Below are 15,478 nucleotides of genomic sequence, written 5' to 3' on the forward strand. Positions count from 1 at the left end.
ATAGCTCCTTGTGAATCCGGTTGTATGAACGGTCGCAAGGAGCTTGCGCGCGCGGCCGCCAGGCCGGAAGGGGGCGGGCGATATATCTGTGATGCGCCGGCGCAATGACTGTGCGCGGCGACCTCGTCAGGCCGGATGCGAAGTGCCGTGCCGCCCGGGGCGGCGCAGCGCCAGCCACCACAGCAGCGCGGCATTGACCGTCCAGCTTGCGGCGAGCATCAGCAGCGCCGTGTTGGCCACGCCGGGCGACAGGCCCAGCGTCAGCAGGCTCAGCGACCACGGCAACCCGCCCGCGATGGCGACCAGCAGGCTCAGCTCGCTGTCGGGCGCGATGGCGCAGCCCAGGATGCAGACGACGCCGGCGACCGTGTAGGTCAGCGCGGCGGCGCGCCATCCGCGGCGCACTGGTGGACGTGAATTTGCTGCGGGCATGCCCCGAGCATCGCCGATCCGCCGTGACGCCGTGAAGGCTTGTTGCGTGAAGGGACGTAGTGTTTTCGAGCACTCATGCACGAAGCCGAATGTTCATCGCCGCTACTTGGGCCTGTCACCTGAGCGGGCCACCATGCGCGGAATGGCCGGTCAACTTATCTCCATCGCCCTGACCGTCGACCAGCACGACGAGGGCGACTATTTCTGGGTGCTGCTGGAGTCCTTCGACAACTCCATGGAGTTCGAGCCTTTGATGGAAGCGGCCAAGGGGTTCCCTACCTATGCCGAGGCACTGCAGGCGGGCTACGTCGTGCTGAAGGGGCTTTCGGAAGACCTGAACGTCGGCCCCCGTGAGGAGGTCGACGGGGACATCGGGGCCGAAGAGGAAAACGCCTTCGGCAACCCCGGCTGAGCGGCTTCGGCGTGCCTGCCGAATGACCCGTGGCTGTCAGCGGCGAGCGATTCCGGCTGACAAGGAGCCGACCCGGCTGCGAGGAAATTGCAACGAGCGGTTGTCGACATTGCGCGGCCCCGGTGGGACCGCCGCAGCGTCGACGACCGCATTGGCAATTCAGGGAGTTCGCATGGTCGAGTATTTCCGCGTGGGCCTTCCATACATCCGCCTGCGCTTCAAGGTTCCTGCACGCCGCGGCGGCAGGGTAGAGCTTCGAGGAAGGTTCGGGGCGATCACGGGCGCGAGCGGCGAGTACCTGCTGGTGCGCTTCGATGGCGAGCCGGCGGCTTCCATCGTGCATCCGGTCGAGCTGAATTACGTGGAGGCGGGGGAGGCGGCGGAGCCTGGATCTTCGTTGTCTCCCGGCCAACGTTCCGCGCCCGACATCCCTTGAGGGTAAATCCTCGCGATTTTTGTCTTCGGCAGGTCTATCTTGGATTGGTGACCAACTGCTGGAGACGATCATGTTGATGGTTACAAAAGTGGTGGCGGTCAGCGTGACTGCACTCGTCGTCGGCGGCACTCCGTCGCCGGGCAGCGATCCTGCCGATCTTTCCCTCTTTGCATCGCCCGTCGCGCCAGTCGCGGCCACCCAGGCGAATCCGAGCCCGGCGAGAGCGGCGTGCCCGAACGGGTGCAATGTCTGGCGGATGATCTACGACGGCCGCTGAGCGCAAGCGGCGGCGCCGGCCCGCCGCGGGCTGGTTAAGAGTCGCCAAAGACTGTATATTCATCCAGTCTTTGGCCACGAGCCCGGATCGGTGCGCAACTGCGTGCCGGGGCGATGAACCATGAACCAGTTCGAGCTTTTCTTCCCCAGAGGTGCTGCCGCGGCAGCATCAGCCTTTCCCATGGCCCTGTCGCAGCAACATGAGGCGATGGTGCTGCCCGAGCCATCGTTTCCAGGCGCTGCGCCCGAGGAGCCGTTCCGTTTCGAGAACGTCGAAGTGGAAGACCGGGTCGCATACACCGTCCGGCTCGCCGACTACTCCCACCCCGTGGCCGATGCGGTCAAGGTGGCCGAGCAGCGCTTCAGGCGCGAGATCGACAGGCAGCTCGGCGGCGACGTGGTCGAGGCCTTGCGAGCCTTCCAGAACGCGAGCGAATCGAGCGAGAGCGATCTGTCGAAGGCCGAGATCGCGCTGGCCAAGCGCTGGGCGAGGGCCTACGACGCGGCGCGCACCGCGGGCTTTCGCGACCTGGGCGACACCGACGAGGCGTTCTTCGACGTGCGTCCGGTCTGAAACGGGGCCTTGCTGCGTCGCCGGATCGCTGCCGATCCGGCCGCAGATGTGTCAAAGTCTGCGAGGCGCTTCAGACATCGACGCCTCGAAAGCAGATAGTGTTTCGTCGACCCTCCATCACCTTCCGGACCACGGTTTTCGTGACCGTCGTCTGCCTCGCGTTGGTTGCGCTCGACTGCTGGAACAGCTGGCAGTCGCGTGCGGTCCAGCTCAGGCAGATGAGCGTCGCCACGGCCAACCTGGCGCGCGCGATGGCGCAGCAGGCGGACGATACGATCAAGGAGACCGACACCGCGCTGATCGGCGTCGTCGAGCGCGTGGAGCACGACGGCACGGGGCCGGCGGCCGTCGAGCGGCTTCACAAGGTGCTCGCCATGCGGGTGGCCGCGCTCCCGCAGCTCGATGCGATCCACGTCTATGACAAGGACGGCGGCTGGATCGTGAACTCGCGGGAGGTGCGGCCGCAGAACCTGAACAACGCCGAGCGCGAATACTTCATCTTCCATCGCGAGCACGACGACCGCGGGCCGCACATCGGCATACCGGTCAAGAGCCGCACCAACGGCAAGCTGCTGGTTCCCGTGTCGCGGCGCATCGACAACCCCGACGGCAGCTTCGGCGGCGTCGCGCTCGCCACCATCGAGGTCGACTTCTTCACCCGCTTCTACGACAGCCTCGACATCGGCCAGGCGGGCGCCGTCGCACTCATCCTCGACAGCGGCACGATGATGACCCGTCGCCCGTTCAGCACCGAGATGGTCGGGCGCAACATGCTGGAGACCGATCTCTACCGGGCCTACAAGACACTGGGGCCGGTCGGCACGGCGGAGATCAAGTCTTCGCAGGACGGCGTCACGCGCCTGAACAGCTTCAGGCGGCTTGCCAACTATCCGTTGTTCGTCGGGGCCGCGCTGTCGAAGGACGAGATCCTGGCTGCGTGGTGGGACGAGACGCTCAGGCATACGGGCGGCGTGATTCTTCTGGTGTCCATCGTCGGCTTCGTGGGCTGGCGCCTGGTGAGGCAGATGGAGCTGCAGAACAAGACCGAGGCCGAACTACGGCGCGCGCGCGACGCGCTCGAGAAGCTCAACAAGACGCTGAACACCCTTGCCATGGAAGACGGCCTCACGGGCCTCGCGAACCGCCGGCAGTTCGACGTGACGCTCGACAGCGAATTCAGCCGCGCCATGCGCGACGCCAGCACGCTGGCGCTGATCCTGCTCGATGTGGATTGCTTCAAGCAGTACAACGACATCTACGGCCACACGGCCGGAGACGAATGCCTGCAGACCATCGGCCGCACGATCGCCGACGTTGCGGCCCGGCGCCCTGGCGACCTGGCCGCCCGCTACGGCGGAGAGGAACTCGCCGTTCTCCTGCCGAATACCGACGTGGCGGCTGCGGCCGCGCTCGCGGAGAAGATCCGCAGCGCGGTGCGCGACCTGAAGATCGTGCATGCAGGCGCGCCGGATGGTTTCGTCACCTTGAGCGCCGGTGTGGATGCCTTGAGTCCCGCCGAGACGCGGCAGCCGCCTAAGGAGCTTATCCAGGCCGCGGACCGGGCCTTGTACGCCGCCAAGATGGGAGGGCGCAACCGTGTCTGTACGGCCGCCGAGCGCGTTGCGGACTGAACGCCCGGTCGCACGCCGATACGCGCAAAGCGCATAAGCAAGCGCGATAACCGGATTTCCCTCGGGCCGCGTCCCGGGCAAGACTCGAAGGCCCGCCACAACACTGCCTTCTTTTCCGGATGCCCGGCATTTCCGACAAATCATCGCGCCCGCTTCGGCTCGGCTTCTTCAGCCGGCTGCTCGACGATGCGCCCGCCGCTGAGCGCTACCGCCTCGTCGCGGCACAGATCGCCCATGCCGAGGCCTTCGGCTTCGACTCGGCCTGGGTCGCGCAGCATCATTTCCACGAGCACGAGGGTGGCTTGCCCTCGCCATTCGTCTTTCTGTCGTACGTGGCCTCGCGCACGCGGCGCATTCGCCTGGGCACCGGCATCGTCACGCTGCCGCTGGAGAACGCGGTGCGCGTCGCCGAGGACGCGATCGTGCTGGACCTGCTCTCGGGCGGCCGGCTCGAGGTGGGCGTCGGGACGGGCGGCACGCCCGAATCCTTTGCAGCCTTCGGGCTGGACGGGAACGACCGCTCGGCCATCTTCGCCAGGCAGCTGGCCGCGGTGCGGTCGGCCTGGGCCGGCCGGGCGCTGGAGGGCGGCGACACGCTGTACCCCTCGGGCGAACAACTGCTCGGCCGCATCTGGCAGGCCACCTTCTCGGTCGGCGGCGGCACGCGGGCAGGGGAGGCCGGCGACGGGCTGATGCTCTCGCGCACCCAGCCGCGTCCGGAGCAGGCGCCGCATGCCTCGCTCGCCGAGATCCAGAACCCCATCGTCGATGCCTACCTGGCCGCGCTGCCTCCGGGGCGCACGCCGCGCATCGTGGGCTCGCGCAGCGTGTTCGTGGCGGACACCCGCAAGGAGGCGCTGCGCCTGGCCGACATCGGCCTGCGCCGCTCGGCCGCGCGCTTCGCTGCCGCGGGACAGTCCGGCCTCGCCGATCGCGCAGGGCCCGAGGCGCCGCTCGAACAGCTGATTGCCGCCTACGACGTGCACGTCGGCTCGCCCGACGACGTGATCGCCTCCCTGCGCGCCGACAGCACGCTCGCGCGCGTGACCGACCTGGTCTGCCAGGTGCACTCCGTCGATCCGCCGCACGAGGCGATCCTGCGCTCCATCGAACTGACTGCCACCGTGGTTGCGCCGGCCCTGGGCTGGACGAGCGGCGCCGAAGAAGCGAAGGACCTCCAATCCCTCGCACTCCTGTAGCTGCGCCTCCCCCTTTTGCCTTTTTCCTTTCTTTCTTCCTCCCCTTCATGAACGCCATCGTCTCTTCTTCCGCTGTCCCGGCGGTGTTCGACGTCATCGATCGGCTGGTCGGCATCGAGCCCGGCAGCCACCTCGATCGCATTCGCGCGCATCGCGAGCAGGCACGCACCCACGCGCAGCAGAGCTATCTCGCACTGTTCGCGCCGACGCCTCCGGTGTTCGGGCACTTCGAAGTTGCGGACCGGTTCGCCGTCGCGGCCTTCGTCGCGGGGCTGCACGGGCAGGCCGAGGTGGCGCGTTTCTATGCCGATGCCTTGGTAGAGAAGGGCGCCCGCGCCGGCGTGGCGGACGCGATCGCCAGCGAGACGCAGCGAGGCGCTGCGCAAGGCCCCTATGGCCGGTATCCCGCCGGCCCGCTCAGCGCGGAGGACGCGGCCGGCCCTTCATACGCGGTGAGCGAAGCAGGGCATGCGGCGCTGGGCGAGAAGCTCTCCGCCGCGCTCGCGCATGCGCACCTGCTCGTCTTTCACCCGCGCGATGCGAGCGCCGCGGCGCTGAAATCGCTGCTGGATGCGGGATGGACCAGCACCGAGATCGTGACGCTGTCGCAGCTCGTCGCTTTCATCGCGTTCCAGATCCGCGTGGTGGCCGGCCTGAGGGCGCTGGCGCAGCATCCCGTCACCGCCGTCGATTGAGCAAGCGAGACGAAGAGACATTGAGGCAGAGAGAGCGACAAACACCATGAGCGACGAAACCGTGCTGACCCATCCCGACAACGCCCATCCGAACGCCTTCACGCAGGCGCAGCTGGAATGGCTGCCCTGGCTGGAGCCGCTGCCCGAGGCCGAGCTGACCGAGCGGCATTTCGAAGGGCTGGTCGACGCATCGCGCGCGAAGTCGCCGTACTTCCGCCTGCTGGCGCGCGATCCGGACATCCTCGGCGCACGCACGCGCACCGACAAGGACATCTTCTACAACCCCGAAGCCGGCCTGCCGCGCGCCGAGCGCGAGCTCTCGGCCGCCGCCGCCTCGCGCTACAACGGCTGCATCTATTGCGCATCGGTGCACGCGCGCTTCGCCTCGCATTTCTCGCAGCGCACGCAAGACGTGCAGAAGCTGCTCGACGAAGGAGTGAAGGCCGACCTGGGCGAGCGCTGGAACGCGATCGTGGCGGCTTCGGTCGCGCTGTCCGCCACGCCGTCAGTGTTCGGGGTGGAGCATGTGGCGCAACTGCGCGCGCAGGGGCTCGATGATCTCGCGATCGCCGACGTCATCCACGGCGCGGCCTTCTTCAACTGGGCGAACCGGCTGATGCTTTCGCTCGGAGAGCCGCAGCAGGCCGCAAGCAGCTGATCGGCCTCACGAAAGCAGGTTCAGCAGCCAGGCCAGGAACCGGCCGATGGCGACCAGTGCGGCCCAGAGGGCGCGGAGTGCGTCGAGCAAGTTCAGGATCCTTCGGCGGGGTGGCTGCGGCGTCTCGGGGCGAGGTCGGCGATGGTGGTGGCTGCATCTTGCCGGTGGATCGTCTGCAGGTCGGACCGCTCCCGGCAAGCATGAAATCCAGCTTATCCGGTCAGTTGGGCTGGAATTGGGAGACGGTTGTCGCGCTTGGCTGACGGGCCCGATGGCGTGCAGCGCAATGCATCCTGCCCGCCGAACCAAGACGCGGAACTCGGTAGAATCCGCGCTCGTCCGTGAGAGCATTCACGCTCAAGTCATTGATTTTGCTGGCTTCTCTCCAGCCTCAAATCTGCCCGTAGCTCAGTTGGATAGAGCACCTGCCTTCTAAGCAGGTTGTCGGGGGTTCGATCCCCTCCGGGCAGGCCAACTTTCATCCCGCACAGTTCCAGCTCCTGGCTTCCGGCCTGTGCGGGTGAGTCATCGGCCTTCCGCATCCCCTCAGGGGCACCTTCGCGCGCATCCCGCGGCGCAGATACAAACGAAAAATGCACACAGCCCGCAATGTGACTGTGTGCATTTCGATTTTTTGGTCGGGGCGAAAGGATTCGAACCTTCGACCCTCTGGTCCCAAACCAGATGCGCTACCAGGCTGCGCTACACCCCGACAAGCCTTCTATTCTAGCCCGGATAAAGGGGCTCTCAGCGTTTCTCGTACTGAGTCTTGCCGAAAAGAATCTCCCGCTCCTTGTCGCCGGTGATCGGCTTGCGCAGGTCTGCGAGCACCTTCACCCCGCGCTGCACCGCCGGGCGCGCGGCGATGCCGTCGAACCAATCCTTCAGGTGGGGGAAGTCGGTGAGGGTGATGCCCTGGTTTTCCCAGCTGCGCAGCCACGGGAAGATGGCGATGTCGGCGATCGAGTAGCTCTTGCCGGCGATGAACTTGCTCCGCGACAGCTGCTTGTCGATCACGCCGTACAGGCGCCTGGCTTCGTTGCTGTAGCGGTCGATCGCGTAGGCGATCTTCTCGGGGGCGTACATGCGGAAGTGATGCGCCTGTCCGAGCATGGGACCGACGCCGCCCATCTGGAACATCAGCCACTGAAGCACTTCGTAGCGCTCGCGGTCACCGTTCGGCAGGAACTTGCCGGTCTTGCCCGCGAGGTAGACGAGGATGGCACCCGACTCGAAGAGAGAGATCGGCTTGCCGTCCGGACCATCGGGGTCGGTGATGGCGGGGATCTTGTTGTTGGGGCTGATCTGCAGGAAGTCTGGCGCGAACTGGTCGCCCTTGCCGATGTTCACGGGGTGCGCGCGATACGGCAGGCCGCACTCCTCCAGCATGATGTGGATCTTGTGGCCGTTGGGTGTGGGCCAGGAATAGACGTCGATGGGCGATGTGGGCATGTTGTCTGGCTCTCCGGTGCGGGATGTGTTGGATGCGAGCCCGGCAGCATATACGTGCGAATCCAGGCGCGTGCAGGCGCGGGAATTTGCGGTGTGGCTGGCGAAATGCGGGAGCTCTCAGCCGACCTGCCGCTGGTGCGCGTTGCACCACATCCAGCTCTCGCCGGGTTCGAGCGACTGGATGACCGGGTGGCCTTCGGCATGCGAATGCCGCGTCGCGTGACGGTTCTTCGACGAGTCGCAGCAGCCGATGTGTCCGCAGTGCGCGCAAAGACGCAGGTGCACCCAGGTGTCGCCCGTCTTCAGGCAGTCTTCGCAGCCGCGATGCTGCTGCGCATGAGGCTGCGCGATCTCGGCAGGCACGTGGTCACAGGGTTTGATGGACAACTTTGAACTCCTTCTTCTCTATTTGTGTGCAGCCGACGCCCGTCAGGCGACTGCCGAGGCCTGCGAAAGGTGCTGGTGGATCTGGGCGACCGCGGCGGCGCCTTCGCCGATGGCGCCGCCCACGCGCTTGACCGAGCCGGAGCGCACATCCCCCACGGCGAAGACGCCGGGCACGCTCGACTCGAGCACCGCGGATGGCTGCGCCGGAAAGCCGCGGCTGGCGGCGTTGCCGGTCAGCACGAAGCCATGCTTGTCGACCGCCACGCCGCAGCCTTCGAGCCACGAGGTTTCCGGCTCTGCGCCGACGAAAAGGAAGATGTTGCGTGCCGCGCAGTCATGTTCCTTGCCGGAGGTGTGACAGCGCCATGTCGCGCCGGTCAGGCCTTCGTCGGAGCCGCCATGAAGGCGCACGAGTTCCGTGTGCGGCTGCAAAGAGATGTTGGGCGTGGCCTCGATCCGGTCGATCAGGTAGCGCGACATGCTGGCAGCGAGCGACGGCCCGCGCACCAGCACGTTGACCTTGGCCGCATGGCGCGACAGGAACACCGCGGCCTGTCCGGCCGAATTGCCGCCTCCGACCAGCGCGACCTCCTGCTGCGCGCAGATCTTCGCCTCGATGGCGGAGGCCCAGTACCAGACGCCGCGGCCTTCGAATTCGGCAAGGCGCGGGACGTCGGGGCGGCGGTAGCGAGCGCCGCTGGCGATGACCACCGTGCGCGCGCGGATCGTTCGGCCGTCGGCAAGCTCGACGGCAAGGCTCTTGAGCGGGTTGTCGCGCGAGCAGTCGAGCGATGCGACCTTGGCCGGGATCAGCATCTCGACACCGAACTTCTGCGCCTGCACGAAGGCGCGGCCCGCGAGTGCCTGCCCGGAAATGCCGGTAGGAAAGCCCAGGTAGTTCTCGATGCGCGCGCTGGCGCCGGCCTGGCCGCCGAATGCCCGGCAGTCGAGCACGATCACGCGAAGCCCCTCGGACGCCGCATACACCGCGGTCGCCAGCCCGGCAGGCCCGGCGCCGACGACGGCCACGTCGTAGAGCTCATTGTGCTCGGCGGTGTCGACCATGCCCAGGCAGCGCGCCAGCGCATCGTCGCTCGGGTTGACCAGCACAGAGCCGTCCGGGCAGACGGCGAGCAGCTTGCAGGCGCCGTATTGCTCGAGCAGCGCGGCGGCGTCGGGGTCGTGCGCTGCGTCGACCAGGTGATAGGGATAGCCGTTGCGGCGCAGGAAGTTCTCGAGCCGGGCCATGTCGGGCGACTGCGGCTGCCCGATCAGCACCGGCCCGCTGGCGCCCGACTCGATCAGCGCCACGCGCCGCAGGATCAACGCGCGGGTGATGCGCTCGCCAAGGTCCGCTTCGGCCACCAGCAGCGCGCGCAGCTGCGCGGGCGAAACCAGCAGCGCCTCCACGTCTTCGTCGGCGTGGCCGTCGACGAGGGCAGGGCGGCCGCTCAGCTGGCCGACCTCGGCGAGGAATTCGCCCGGCCCCTGCCGCGCGATCGGCACCACATGCCCGAGGCCGTCACGTTGCGTGACAGCCACGACGCCCTTGAGCAGCACGAACATGCCAGGGCCCGTTTCACCTGCGGTGAACAGCCTCGTGCCGCGTGGGAACTGCTGGACGGTGCCGAAGCGTGCGATGCGCGCAATCTCGGTGTCACTGAGCACCGGGAAAGTCTGGTGAAGGCGGCTGCTGTCTGTGCCAGCGGGGGCAGGTGTGGCCATGAGGTCGAGCTCCATTTCGCGGATCCATCGCATTAGACGACGAAGGCGGCCCGAGCGGTTGCAGGCGTCCCGCGGCAGGAGTGATGCTGTAACAGCGTCACGCGCCTGCAATTTTCCTGACATGCCCGCTTCATCGCAGGTGCGGAGACTCGCTCGCAGAAAGGGTTTCCACATGAAAGAACTGCCCAACCCGACGTTTCCGCTTTCTCAGATCGGGCTCCGCGCGGCCTTGTGGCCTGCTCCTGCAGCCGGTGGCTCCACCGCTGCCGCCCGCCCGTCGGTGCCCCAGGCCCCTGCAGTCATCCTGCCCCAGGCCGTCGAATCCAGGCAAGGCATCACCGTCGGCTGGGCACGCCACGTCGATGACGTTCGCGCCGCACAGCGCCTTCGCTACGACGTGTTCGTCGGCGAGATGGGCGCCCGGGTCTCCTCGCCGCTGGCCAGCCACGACATCGACCTGTTCGACGACTTCTGCGAACACTTGCTGGTGCGCGACGAGCAGACCCAGCAAGTCATTGGCACCTACCGCGTGCTGACGCCGGCCCAGGCACGCCGGGTCGGCAGCACCTACAGCGATACTGAATTCGACCTCACCCGCCTGCGCGACCTGCGCGAGCGCATGGTGGAGCTTGGCCGCAGCTGCGTGCACCCGGACCACCGCCAGGGCGGCGTGATCCTCGCGCTCTGGGGCGCCCTGGCCGGCTTCATGCACCGCAACAAGCTGGACACGATGATCGGCTGCGCCAGCATCCCGATGTCACACAACGGTGTCACGAACGGCGACGCCGCAGCCAGCATCTGGCGTCAGGTTTCGGCCAAGCACATGGCGCCCATCCAGTACCAGGTGCAGCCCCGCCTGCCGCTGCCGGTCGAGCGCCTGGACAGCACGCTCGACGTGGAACCGCCAGCACTCATCAAGGGCTACCTGCGCCTGGGCGCGAAGGTGCTCGGCGCCCCGGCCTGGGACCCGGATTTCAACGCTGCCGACCTGCCGATGCTGATGCGCATCGACGACCTGCCGGCGCGTTACCGCAAGCACTTCCTGGGTTCATGAAGCCGGCGGCTGACCGGCCCGAGACAGGGCCGCTCGCTTCCTCGCCTGGTGCCCTCGGCCGCCAGACCGCTGGCGCCGAGGCGTCACCGAACAGTCATGGAACTGTCACAAGAGGGGCTGACACTGTCATATTTCAGCCTGTGTTCCCTCCTGTGTCGCCTGCTTCAGAATCAGTGTCCATGTCACCCGCTCCCGCCAACCCGTCTCCCGAGGTTGCGGCACCTGCTTTCACGTTGCTGGACCGCGACCACAGCATTCTTTCGTTCAACGAGCGCGTGCTCGACTGGGCGCATCGCAAGGAAGTGCCGCTGATCGAGCGCCTGCGCTACCTGTGCATCGTTTCGTCGAACCTCGACGAGTTCTTCGAAGTCCGCGCCGCACCTCACCTGATCGCCGGCAGTGCGGGCGACCACAAGGGCACCTACACGGTCGAGTCGTTCGAGCGGCTCGCGGAGGCGGCCCACAAGCTGGTGGCCCGGCAGTACGCGCTTTACAACGACGAGCTGATGCCCACCTTCGCGACGCACGGCATCCGCATCATTTCGCACGGCGAGCGCAATCCCGCCCAGCGCAAGTGGGTCAGCGAGTATTTCGAGCGCGAGGTGCGCCCGCTGCTGATCCCGGTCGGGCTCGATCCGGCGCATCCTTTCCCGCAGGTGGCGAACAAGTCGCTGAACTTCATCGTGCGGCTGGGCGGCAAGGACGCCTTCGGGCGCGAGAACCCGATCCAGATCGTCAAGCTGCCGCGCGTGCTGCCGCGACTGATCAGGATGCCGGCCAAGGTGTCGGAGGGCAAGACGCTCTTCGTGGCGCTTTCGAGCGTGGTGCGCGCGCATCTGAGCAGCATGTTCCCGGGGCGCGAGGTGGGCGACTTCTCGCAATTCCGCGTGACGCGGCATTCCGACCTGGCCGTGGACGAGGAAGACGTCAAGAACCTTCGCACCGCGCTGCGCCAGGGCCTGCAGCACCGCCACTACGGGCAGGCCGTGCGCCTCGAGGTCTCGGCGAGCTGTGCGGAATCGCTCGCGAGCTTCCTGCTGGCGCAGTTCAACCTGCCGCCCCAGGCGCTGTACCGGGTGCACGGCCCTGTGAACCTGGCCCGCCTCACGCAGCTGGCGGACCTGCTCGACGAACCTCAGCTTCGCTTTCCGCCGTATCGCGCCTCGTACCCAGTCACCCTGTCGCCTGGCCAGTCGTTCTTCGAGCAGCTGCAGCGCGGCGACGTGCTGATCCACCAGCCCTTCGAGAGCTTCGAGGGGGTGCTGGCATTCCTGCGCGAGGCGGTGCAGGACCCCCAGGTGCTGGCGATCAAGCAGACCATCTACCGCACGGGCGCCGATTCGGAAATGATGGACCTGCTGCGCGAAGCCGTTCGCCGCGGCAAGGAAGTCACGGTGGTCGTTGAGCTGAAGGCCCGCTTCGACGAGGAAGCCAACATCAACTGGGCCGAGATGCTCGAGTCGATCGGCGCCCAGGTGGTCTATGGCGTGGTCGGCCTCAAGACGCACGCCAAGATGCTGCTGGTGACGCGGCGCGAGGGCAAGCAGATGCGCCGCTATGGCCATCTTTCCACGGGCAACTACAACCCGCGCACCGCCAGGCTCTACACCGACATCAGCCACCTCACGGCCGATCCGCTGCTGACGGCCGACATGGAGGCCGTGTTCGTGCACCTGGCGAGCCAGAGCCGCCTGCCGAAACTCAACCGCATGTGGCTGGCGCCGTTCGACCTGCACAAGAACATCGTCGCGCAGATCGATGCCCTCGGCGTGGCCGCTGCGGCCGGCCAGCCGACCCGCATCGTCGCCAAGATGAATGCGTTGACCGACGACGAGATCATCTCCTCGCTCGTCCGTGCCGGCCAGAAGGGCGTGAAGATCGACCTGATCGTGCGCGGTGCCTGCACCTTGCCTGCGCAGGTGCCGGGCGTCACGGACAACATCCGGGTGCGCTCGGTCATCGGCCGTTTCCTGGAGCATTCGCGGGTCTTCTACTTCCGAAATGGCGAAGACGAATCGCTCTATCTGTCGAGCGCCGACTGGATGAACCGCAACATGATGCGGCGCGTCGAGCTCGCGTGGCCCGTGACCGACCCTGGACTGCGCCAGCGATTGATCGACGAATGCCTGGTGGCCTACCTGCACGACGGCCGCGACGCCTGGGACCTGGGCGCCGACGGCACCTACACGCGCGTCGACCACGATACGCACGCGGCCGAGGCTGGTTCCTCGCCCGCCGTCGAGGCCCACGGCGCTCAGGCGGCGCTCATGAACCGCTACGCATCACGAGGGCATCTCAGAGATGCATCCGGCAACTGACGATCGAAAGACGATGACCATGGACTTGATCTTCTGGCGCCACGCCGAAGCCGAGGACTGGACCGAGGGTTGCGACGACATGCAGCGCTCGCTCACCGCGCGCGGCGAGAAGCAGGCCAAGCGGATGGCGGCATGGCTCGACAGGCAGCTGCCGGACGGCACGCGCATCATCTGCAGCCCGGCGCGGCGCTGCGAGCAGACCGCGCTGGCGCTGGGCCGCAAGTACAAGCTGCGTTCGGAGCTTGCTCCCGACACCACCGCCGAGGCGATGCTCGGTGCGGCCGGCTGGCCCAATGGCAAGTCGGTGGTGCTGATGATCGGTCACCAGCCTTCGGTGGGGCAGGCGATCTCGCTGCTGCTCGGCCTGAAGCAGGACAGCTGCCCGGTGCGCAAGGGCGCGCTTTGGTGGATCCGCACGCGCGAGCGCGACGGCGACGTGCAGACTGTCGTGGTGACGGTGCAGTCGCCTGAGCTGCTCTGACCAGCCGTATCGGAAGGCGGGCAGGGCTCAGCAGCCGCTGAGCTCGACCCGCCAGCTGCTGGTCTTCTGCCAGGCCAGCACTTCCTCGCGCAGCAGGTGCGCCGATTGCGGATACGCCTCCGCCCAATCCGGGGCGCAGGCGATGGTGAAGGCCCGTGCACCGAGCGCCGCAAGATGAAGCGCCTGCGGATCGGGGTCGCGGCGCGCATGGCACAGGATCACCGCGAGCCGCAGCGCCAGCAGCTGCATCACGAAGGTCTCGTCGTCCAGCGAGGCCTCGAGCTTGCGTAGCTTGCCGCGCTGGCCCAGCACCAGCTGGGCCAGGGCGTGGAGTTCGTTGACCGCGAAACCCGGCGCATCGGTGTTGTCGAGGATGTAGGCGCCGTGCTTGTGATAGTCGCTGTGCGACACGAGCGTGCCGATCTCGTGCAGTTGCGCGGCCCATCCGAGCTTGCGCAGCGCGCGGCCGGCCCGGTTGGTGGTGCTGCCGCCGCGCGCGGCTGGTGCCAGCTGCACGAAAAGGGCTGCGGCCGTTTCGCCCACGCGCCGGGCCTGCTCCGGATCCACCGCGAACCGGGTGGCCAGCCGCGCCACGGTGGTGGTGCGCATGTCTGCGACGCTTTCGTCGCGTTCCAGCAGTTCGTAGAGCACGCCATGGCGCAGCGCGCCCTGCGCGACCTTCATTTCGTCGATGGACAGGAGATCGAACACCGCACGCAGCACGCTCAGGCCGCCGCCGATGACCGCCTTGCGGTCTTCGCGCATGCCGTCGATGCGCAGCTTGTCGGCGCTTCCGGCCTTGAGCAGGCGGTCGAGAAGCCAGTCGAGGCCCGCTCGGGTGACCAGGCCGGGGTCGCCGCCGGCAGCCGCCAGCACGTCGCCGACCGCACCGATCGTGCCCGAGGCGCCGTAGGCCACATCCCACTGGTCGCGCGCGTAGCTGCCGAGCGCGTCGTCGAGCACGGCCTTTGCGGCGACTTCGGCCGCGCGGAAGGCGCCCTGCGTGAAGAGGCCTTCGCCGAAGTGCTTCATGGACCACGCGACGCTGCCCACGCGGTAGGACTCCATCCGGTCGGCGACCAGGGCACGGCCGATGATCATTTCGGTGGAGCGCCCGCCGATGTCGATCACCAGCCGGCGTTCGCGGTCGGAGGCGTCGTTGTGCGGCAGCATGTGCGCCACGCCCTGGTAGATGAGGCGGGCTTCCTCCCGTCCCGGGATCACGTCGATGCCGAATCCCAGAATGGTGCGCGCGCGCAGCAGGAATTCTTCCCGGTTGCGCGCCTCGCGCAGGGTCTGCGTGGCCACGGCCCGGACCTGCGAGCGCTTGAAGCCTGCCAGGCGCTCGCCGAAGCGGGCGAGGGCGTCCCACCCGCGCTGCATGGCTTCCGTGGTCAGGTTGCGTGCGCTGTCCAGGCCGTTGCCCTGGCGCACCGTTTCCTTGAGGTATTCGGTCCGGTGGATCTGGCCGTGGTCGACCTGTCCGATTTCGAGCCGGAAACTGTTCGACCCCAGGTCGACTGCCGCGAGGCGGGTGCCGTTTTGCATGTGTTCTGAAAGAGAGGGCGGGGATTCTTCGCGTTCGATCGTAGCGCCGTGACGGGGCGCGCCGCCCCCGGAACCTGCAGCGGCGAGTTTCGAGAGGCTAGGCACAACAAATGACTGTTATGTGACAGCGTCACACGAAACACCGGTGCCGGAAAGGCATTTTCCCTCGATGGAGGGGTGTCACATTGATGTCACAGAAG

The 15,478-nt window shown here is 67.2% G+C and carries 16 protein-coding genes and 2 tRNA genes; 12 read left to right on the forward strand and 6 right to left on the reverse strand.

The window, feature by feature from the left end:
- Positions 1-126: 126 nt before the first annotated feature.
- Positions 127-405 carry a hypothetical protein gene (locus tag ACTJLF_RS07750; RefSeq protein WP_440882790.1) on the reverse strand — a complete coding sequence of 93 codons (279 nt, stop codon included), beginning with the start codon at positions 403-405 and terminating at the stop codon, positions 127-129.
- Between the two features lie 169 nt (positions 406-574).
- Here ACTJLF_RS07750 and ACTJLF_RS07755 point away from each other — a divergent pair, with 169 nt between their 5' ends.
- The 9 genes from ACTJLF_RS07755 (at position 575) to ACTJLF_RS07795 (ending at position 6,787) form a co-directional block, all read left to right on the forward strand.
- A complete protein-coding gene (locus tag ACTJLF_RS07755) occupies positions 575-844 on the forward strand; it encodes a hypothetical protein (RefSeq protein WP_440882791.1) in 270 nt (89 codons plus the stop codon).
- 172 nt (positions 845-1,016) lie between these two features.
- Positions 1,017-1,280 (forward strand): hypothetical protein, encoded by a 264-nt coding sequence (locus ACTJLF_RS07760; RefSeq protein ID WP_440882792.1) that lies wholly within the window; start codon positions 1,017-1,019, stop codon positions 1,278-1,280.
- Positions 1,281-1,350: 70 nt separating this feature from the next.
- Entirely contained in the window at positions 1,351-1,557 is a 207-nt protein-coding gene (locus tag ACTJLF_RS07765) for a hypothetical protein (RefSeq protein WP_145759154.1), read from the forward strand.
- Between the two features lie 120 nt (positions 1,558-1,677).
- Complete coding sequence (locus ACTJLF_RS07770) at positions 1,678-2,130, forward strand: hypothetical protein (protein WP_019653063.1); 453 nt, start codon at positions 1,678-1,680, stop codon at positions 2,128-2,130.
- Positions 2,131-2,228: 98 nt separating this feature from the next.
- On the forward strand, positions 2,229-3,761 hold the full coding sequence (locus ACTJLF_RS07775) for a GGDEF domain-containing protein (protein ID WP_145759156.1): 1,533 nt from the start codon (positions 2,229-2,231) through the stop codon (positions 3,759-3,761).
- A 119-nt stretch (positions 3,762-3,880) separates the two neighbouring features.
- Positions 3,881-4,960: a putative FMN-dependent luciferase-like monooxygenase gene (locus tag ACTJLF_RS07780; protein ID WP_184602902.1), complete on the forward strand. Its 1,080-nt coding sequence runs from the start codon at positions 3,881-3,883 to the stop codon at positions 4,958-4,960.
- Positions 4,961-5,007: 47 nt separating this feature from the next.
- Positions 5,008-5,655 carry a CMD domain protein gene (locus ACTJLF_RS07785; protein WP_440882793.1) on the forward strand — a complete coding sequence of 216 codons (648 nt, stop codon included), beginning with the start codon at positions 5,008-5,010 and terminating at the stop codon, positions 5,653-5,655.
- A 46-nt stretch (positions 5,656-5,701) separates the two neighbouring features.
- Complete coding sequence (locus ACTJLF_RS07790) at positions 5,702-6,313, forward strand: alkylhydroperoxidase domain protein (protein WP_354408190.1); 612 nt, start codon at positions 5,702-5,704, stop codon at positions 6,311-6,313.
- A 397-nt stretch (positions 6,314-6,710) separates the two neighbouring features.
- A tRNA-Arg gene (locus ACTJLF_RS07795) sits at positions 6,711-6,787 on the forward strand.
- Between the two features lie 161 nt (positions 6,788-6,948).
- Here the strand turns inward: ACTJLF_RS07795 and ACTJLF_RS07800 are convergent.
- From ACTJLF_RS07800 to ACTJLF_RS07815, 4 genes are all read right to left on the reverse strand, one after another.
- A tRNA-Pro gene (locus tag ACTJLF_RS07800) sits at positions 6,949-7,025 on the reverse strand.
- A gap of 35 nt (positions 7,026-7,060) precedes the next feature.
- Positions 7,061-7,765 (reverse strand): glutathione binding-like protein, encoded by a 705-nt coding sequence (locus tag ACTJLF_RS07805; RefSeq protein WP_440882794.1) that lies wholly within the window; start codon positions 7,763-7,765, stop codon positions 7,061-7,063.
- A 117-nt stretch (positions 7,766-7,882) separates the two neighbouring features.
- Complete coding sequence (locus ACTJLF_RS07810) at positions 7,883-8,152, reverse strand: UBP-type zinc finger domain-containing protein (protein WP_440882795.1); 270 nt, start codon at positions 8,150-8,152, stop codon at positions 7,883-7,885.
- A 42-nt stretch (positions 8,153-8,194) separates the two neighbouring features.
- Complete coding sequence (locus ACTJLF_RS07815; RefSeq protein WP_440882796.1) at positions 8,195-9,877, reverse strand: FAD-dependent oxidoreductase; 1,683 nt, start codon at positions 9,875-9,877, stop codon at positions 8,195-8,197.
- A 172-nt stretch (positions 9,878-10,049) separates the two neighbouring features.
- Here ACTJLF_RS07815 and ACTJLF_RS07820 point away from each other — a divergent pair, with 172 nt between their 5' ends.
- Genes ACTJLF_RS07820 through ACTJLF_RS07830 form a run of 3 tightly spaced genes read left to right on the forward strand, consistent with a single transcriptional unit; the run spans position 10,050 to position 13,730 of the window.
- Complete coding sequence (locus ACTJLF_RS07820) at positions 10,050-10,931, forward strand: GNAT family N-acetyltransferase (protein WP_440882797.1); 882 nt, start codon at positions 10,050-10,052, stop codon at positions 10,929-10,931.
- Entirely contained in the window at positions 10,928-13,249 is a 2,322-nt protein-coding gene (ppk1, locus tag ACTJLF_RS07825; RefSeq protein WP_354420956.1) for a polyphosphate kinase 1, read from the forward strand. Before ACTJLF_RS07820 ends, ppk1 begins: the two co-directional genes overlap by 4 nt.
- Before the next feature lie 19 nt (positions 13,250-13,268).
- The gene (locus ACTJLF_RS07830) at positions 13,269-13,730 is read left to right on the forward strand and encodes a SixA phosphatase family protein (RefSeq protein ID WP_026346220.1); all 462 of its coding nucleotides are present in this window, start codon (positions 13,269-13,271) and stop codon (positions 13,728-13,730) included.
- A gap of 27 nt (positions 13,731-13,757) precedes the next feature.
- Here ACTJLF_RS07830 and ACTJLF_RS07835 read toward each other — a convergent pair whose 3' ends face one another.
- On the reverse strand, positions 13,758-15,278 hold the full coding sequence (locus ACTJLF_RS07835) for a Ppx/GppA phosphatase family protein (protein ID WP_440882798.1): 1,521 nt from the start codon (positions 15,276-15,278) through the stop codon (positions 13,758-13,760).
- Between the last annotated feature and the right edge of the window lie 200 nt (positions 15,279-15,478).

The sequence above is a fragment of the Variovorax sp. 22077 genome (assembly GCF_052044195.1).
Classification (GTDB): domain Bacteria; phylum Pseudomonadota; class Gammaproteobacteria; order Burkholderiales; family Burkholderiaceae_C; genus Variovorax; species Variovorax atrisoli.

Excerpts from the sequence above, each read along its gene's own strand:
- ACTJLF_RS07755 (WP_440882791.1), top strand. The coding sequence starts at position 575 with ATGGCCGGTCAACTTATCTCCATCGCCCTGACCGTCGACCAGCACGAC.
- ACTJLF_RS07760 (WP_440882792.1), top strand. The coding sequence starts at position 1,017 with ATGGTCGAGTATTTCCGCGTGGGCCTTCCATACATCCGCCTGCGCTTC.
- ACTJLF_RS07765 (WP_145759154.1), top strand. The coding sequence starts at position 1,351 with ATGTTGATGGTTACAAAAGTGGTGGCGGTCAGCGTGACTGCACTCGTC.
- ACTJLF_RS07770 (WP_019653063.1), top strand. The coding sequence starts at position 1,678 with ATGAACCAGTTCGAGCTTTTCTTCCCCAGAGGTGCTGCCGCGGCAGCA.
- ACTJLF_RS07780 (WP_184602902.1), top strand. The coding sequence starts at position 3,881 with ATGCCCGGCATTTCCGACAAATCATCGCGCCCGCTTCGGCTCGGCTTC.
- ACTJLF_RS07785 (WP_440882793.1), top strand. The coding sequence starts at position 5,008 with ATGAACGCCATCGTCTCTTCTTCCGCTGTCCCGGCGGTGTTCGACGTC.
- ACTJLF_RS07790 (WP_354408190.1), top strand. The coding sequence starts at position 5,702 with ATGAGCGACGAAACCGTGCTGACCCATCCCGACAACGCCCATCCGAAC.
- ACTJLF_RS07805 (WP_440882794.1), bottom strand. The coding sequence starts at position 7,765 with ATGCCCACATCGCCCATCGACGTCTATTCCTGGCCCACACCCAACGGC.
- ACTJLF_RS07815 (WP_440882796.1), bottom strand. The coding sequence starts at position 9,877 with ATGGCCACACCTGCCCCCGCTGGCACAGACAGCAGCCGCCTTCACCAG.
- ACTJLF_RS07820 (WP_440882797.1), top strand. The coding sequence starts at position 10,050 with ATGAAAGAACTGCCCAACCCGACGTTTCCGCTTTCTCAGATCGGGCTC.
- ppk1 (WP_354420956.1), top strand. The coding sequence starts at position 10,928 with ATGAAGCCGGCGGCTGACCGGCCCGAGACAGGGCCGCTCGCTTCCTCG.
- ACTJLF_RS07830 (WP_026346220.1), top strand. The coding sequence starts at position 13,269 with ATGGACTTGATCTTCTGGCGCCACGCCGAAGCCGAGGACTGGACCGAG.
- ACTJLF_RS07835 (WP_440882798.1), bottom strand. The coding sequence starts at position 15,278 with ATGCAAAACGGCACCCGCCTCGCGGCAGTCGACCTGGGGTCGAACAGT.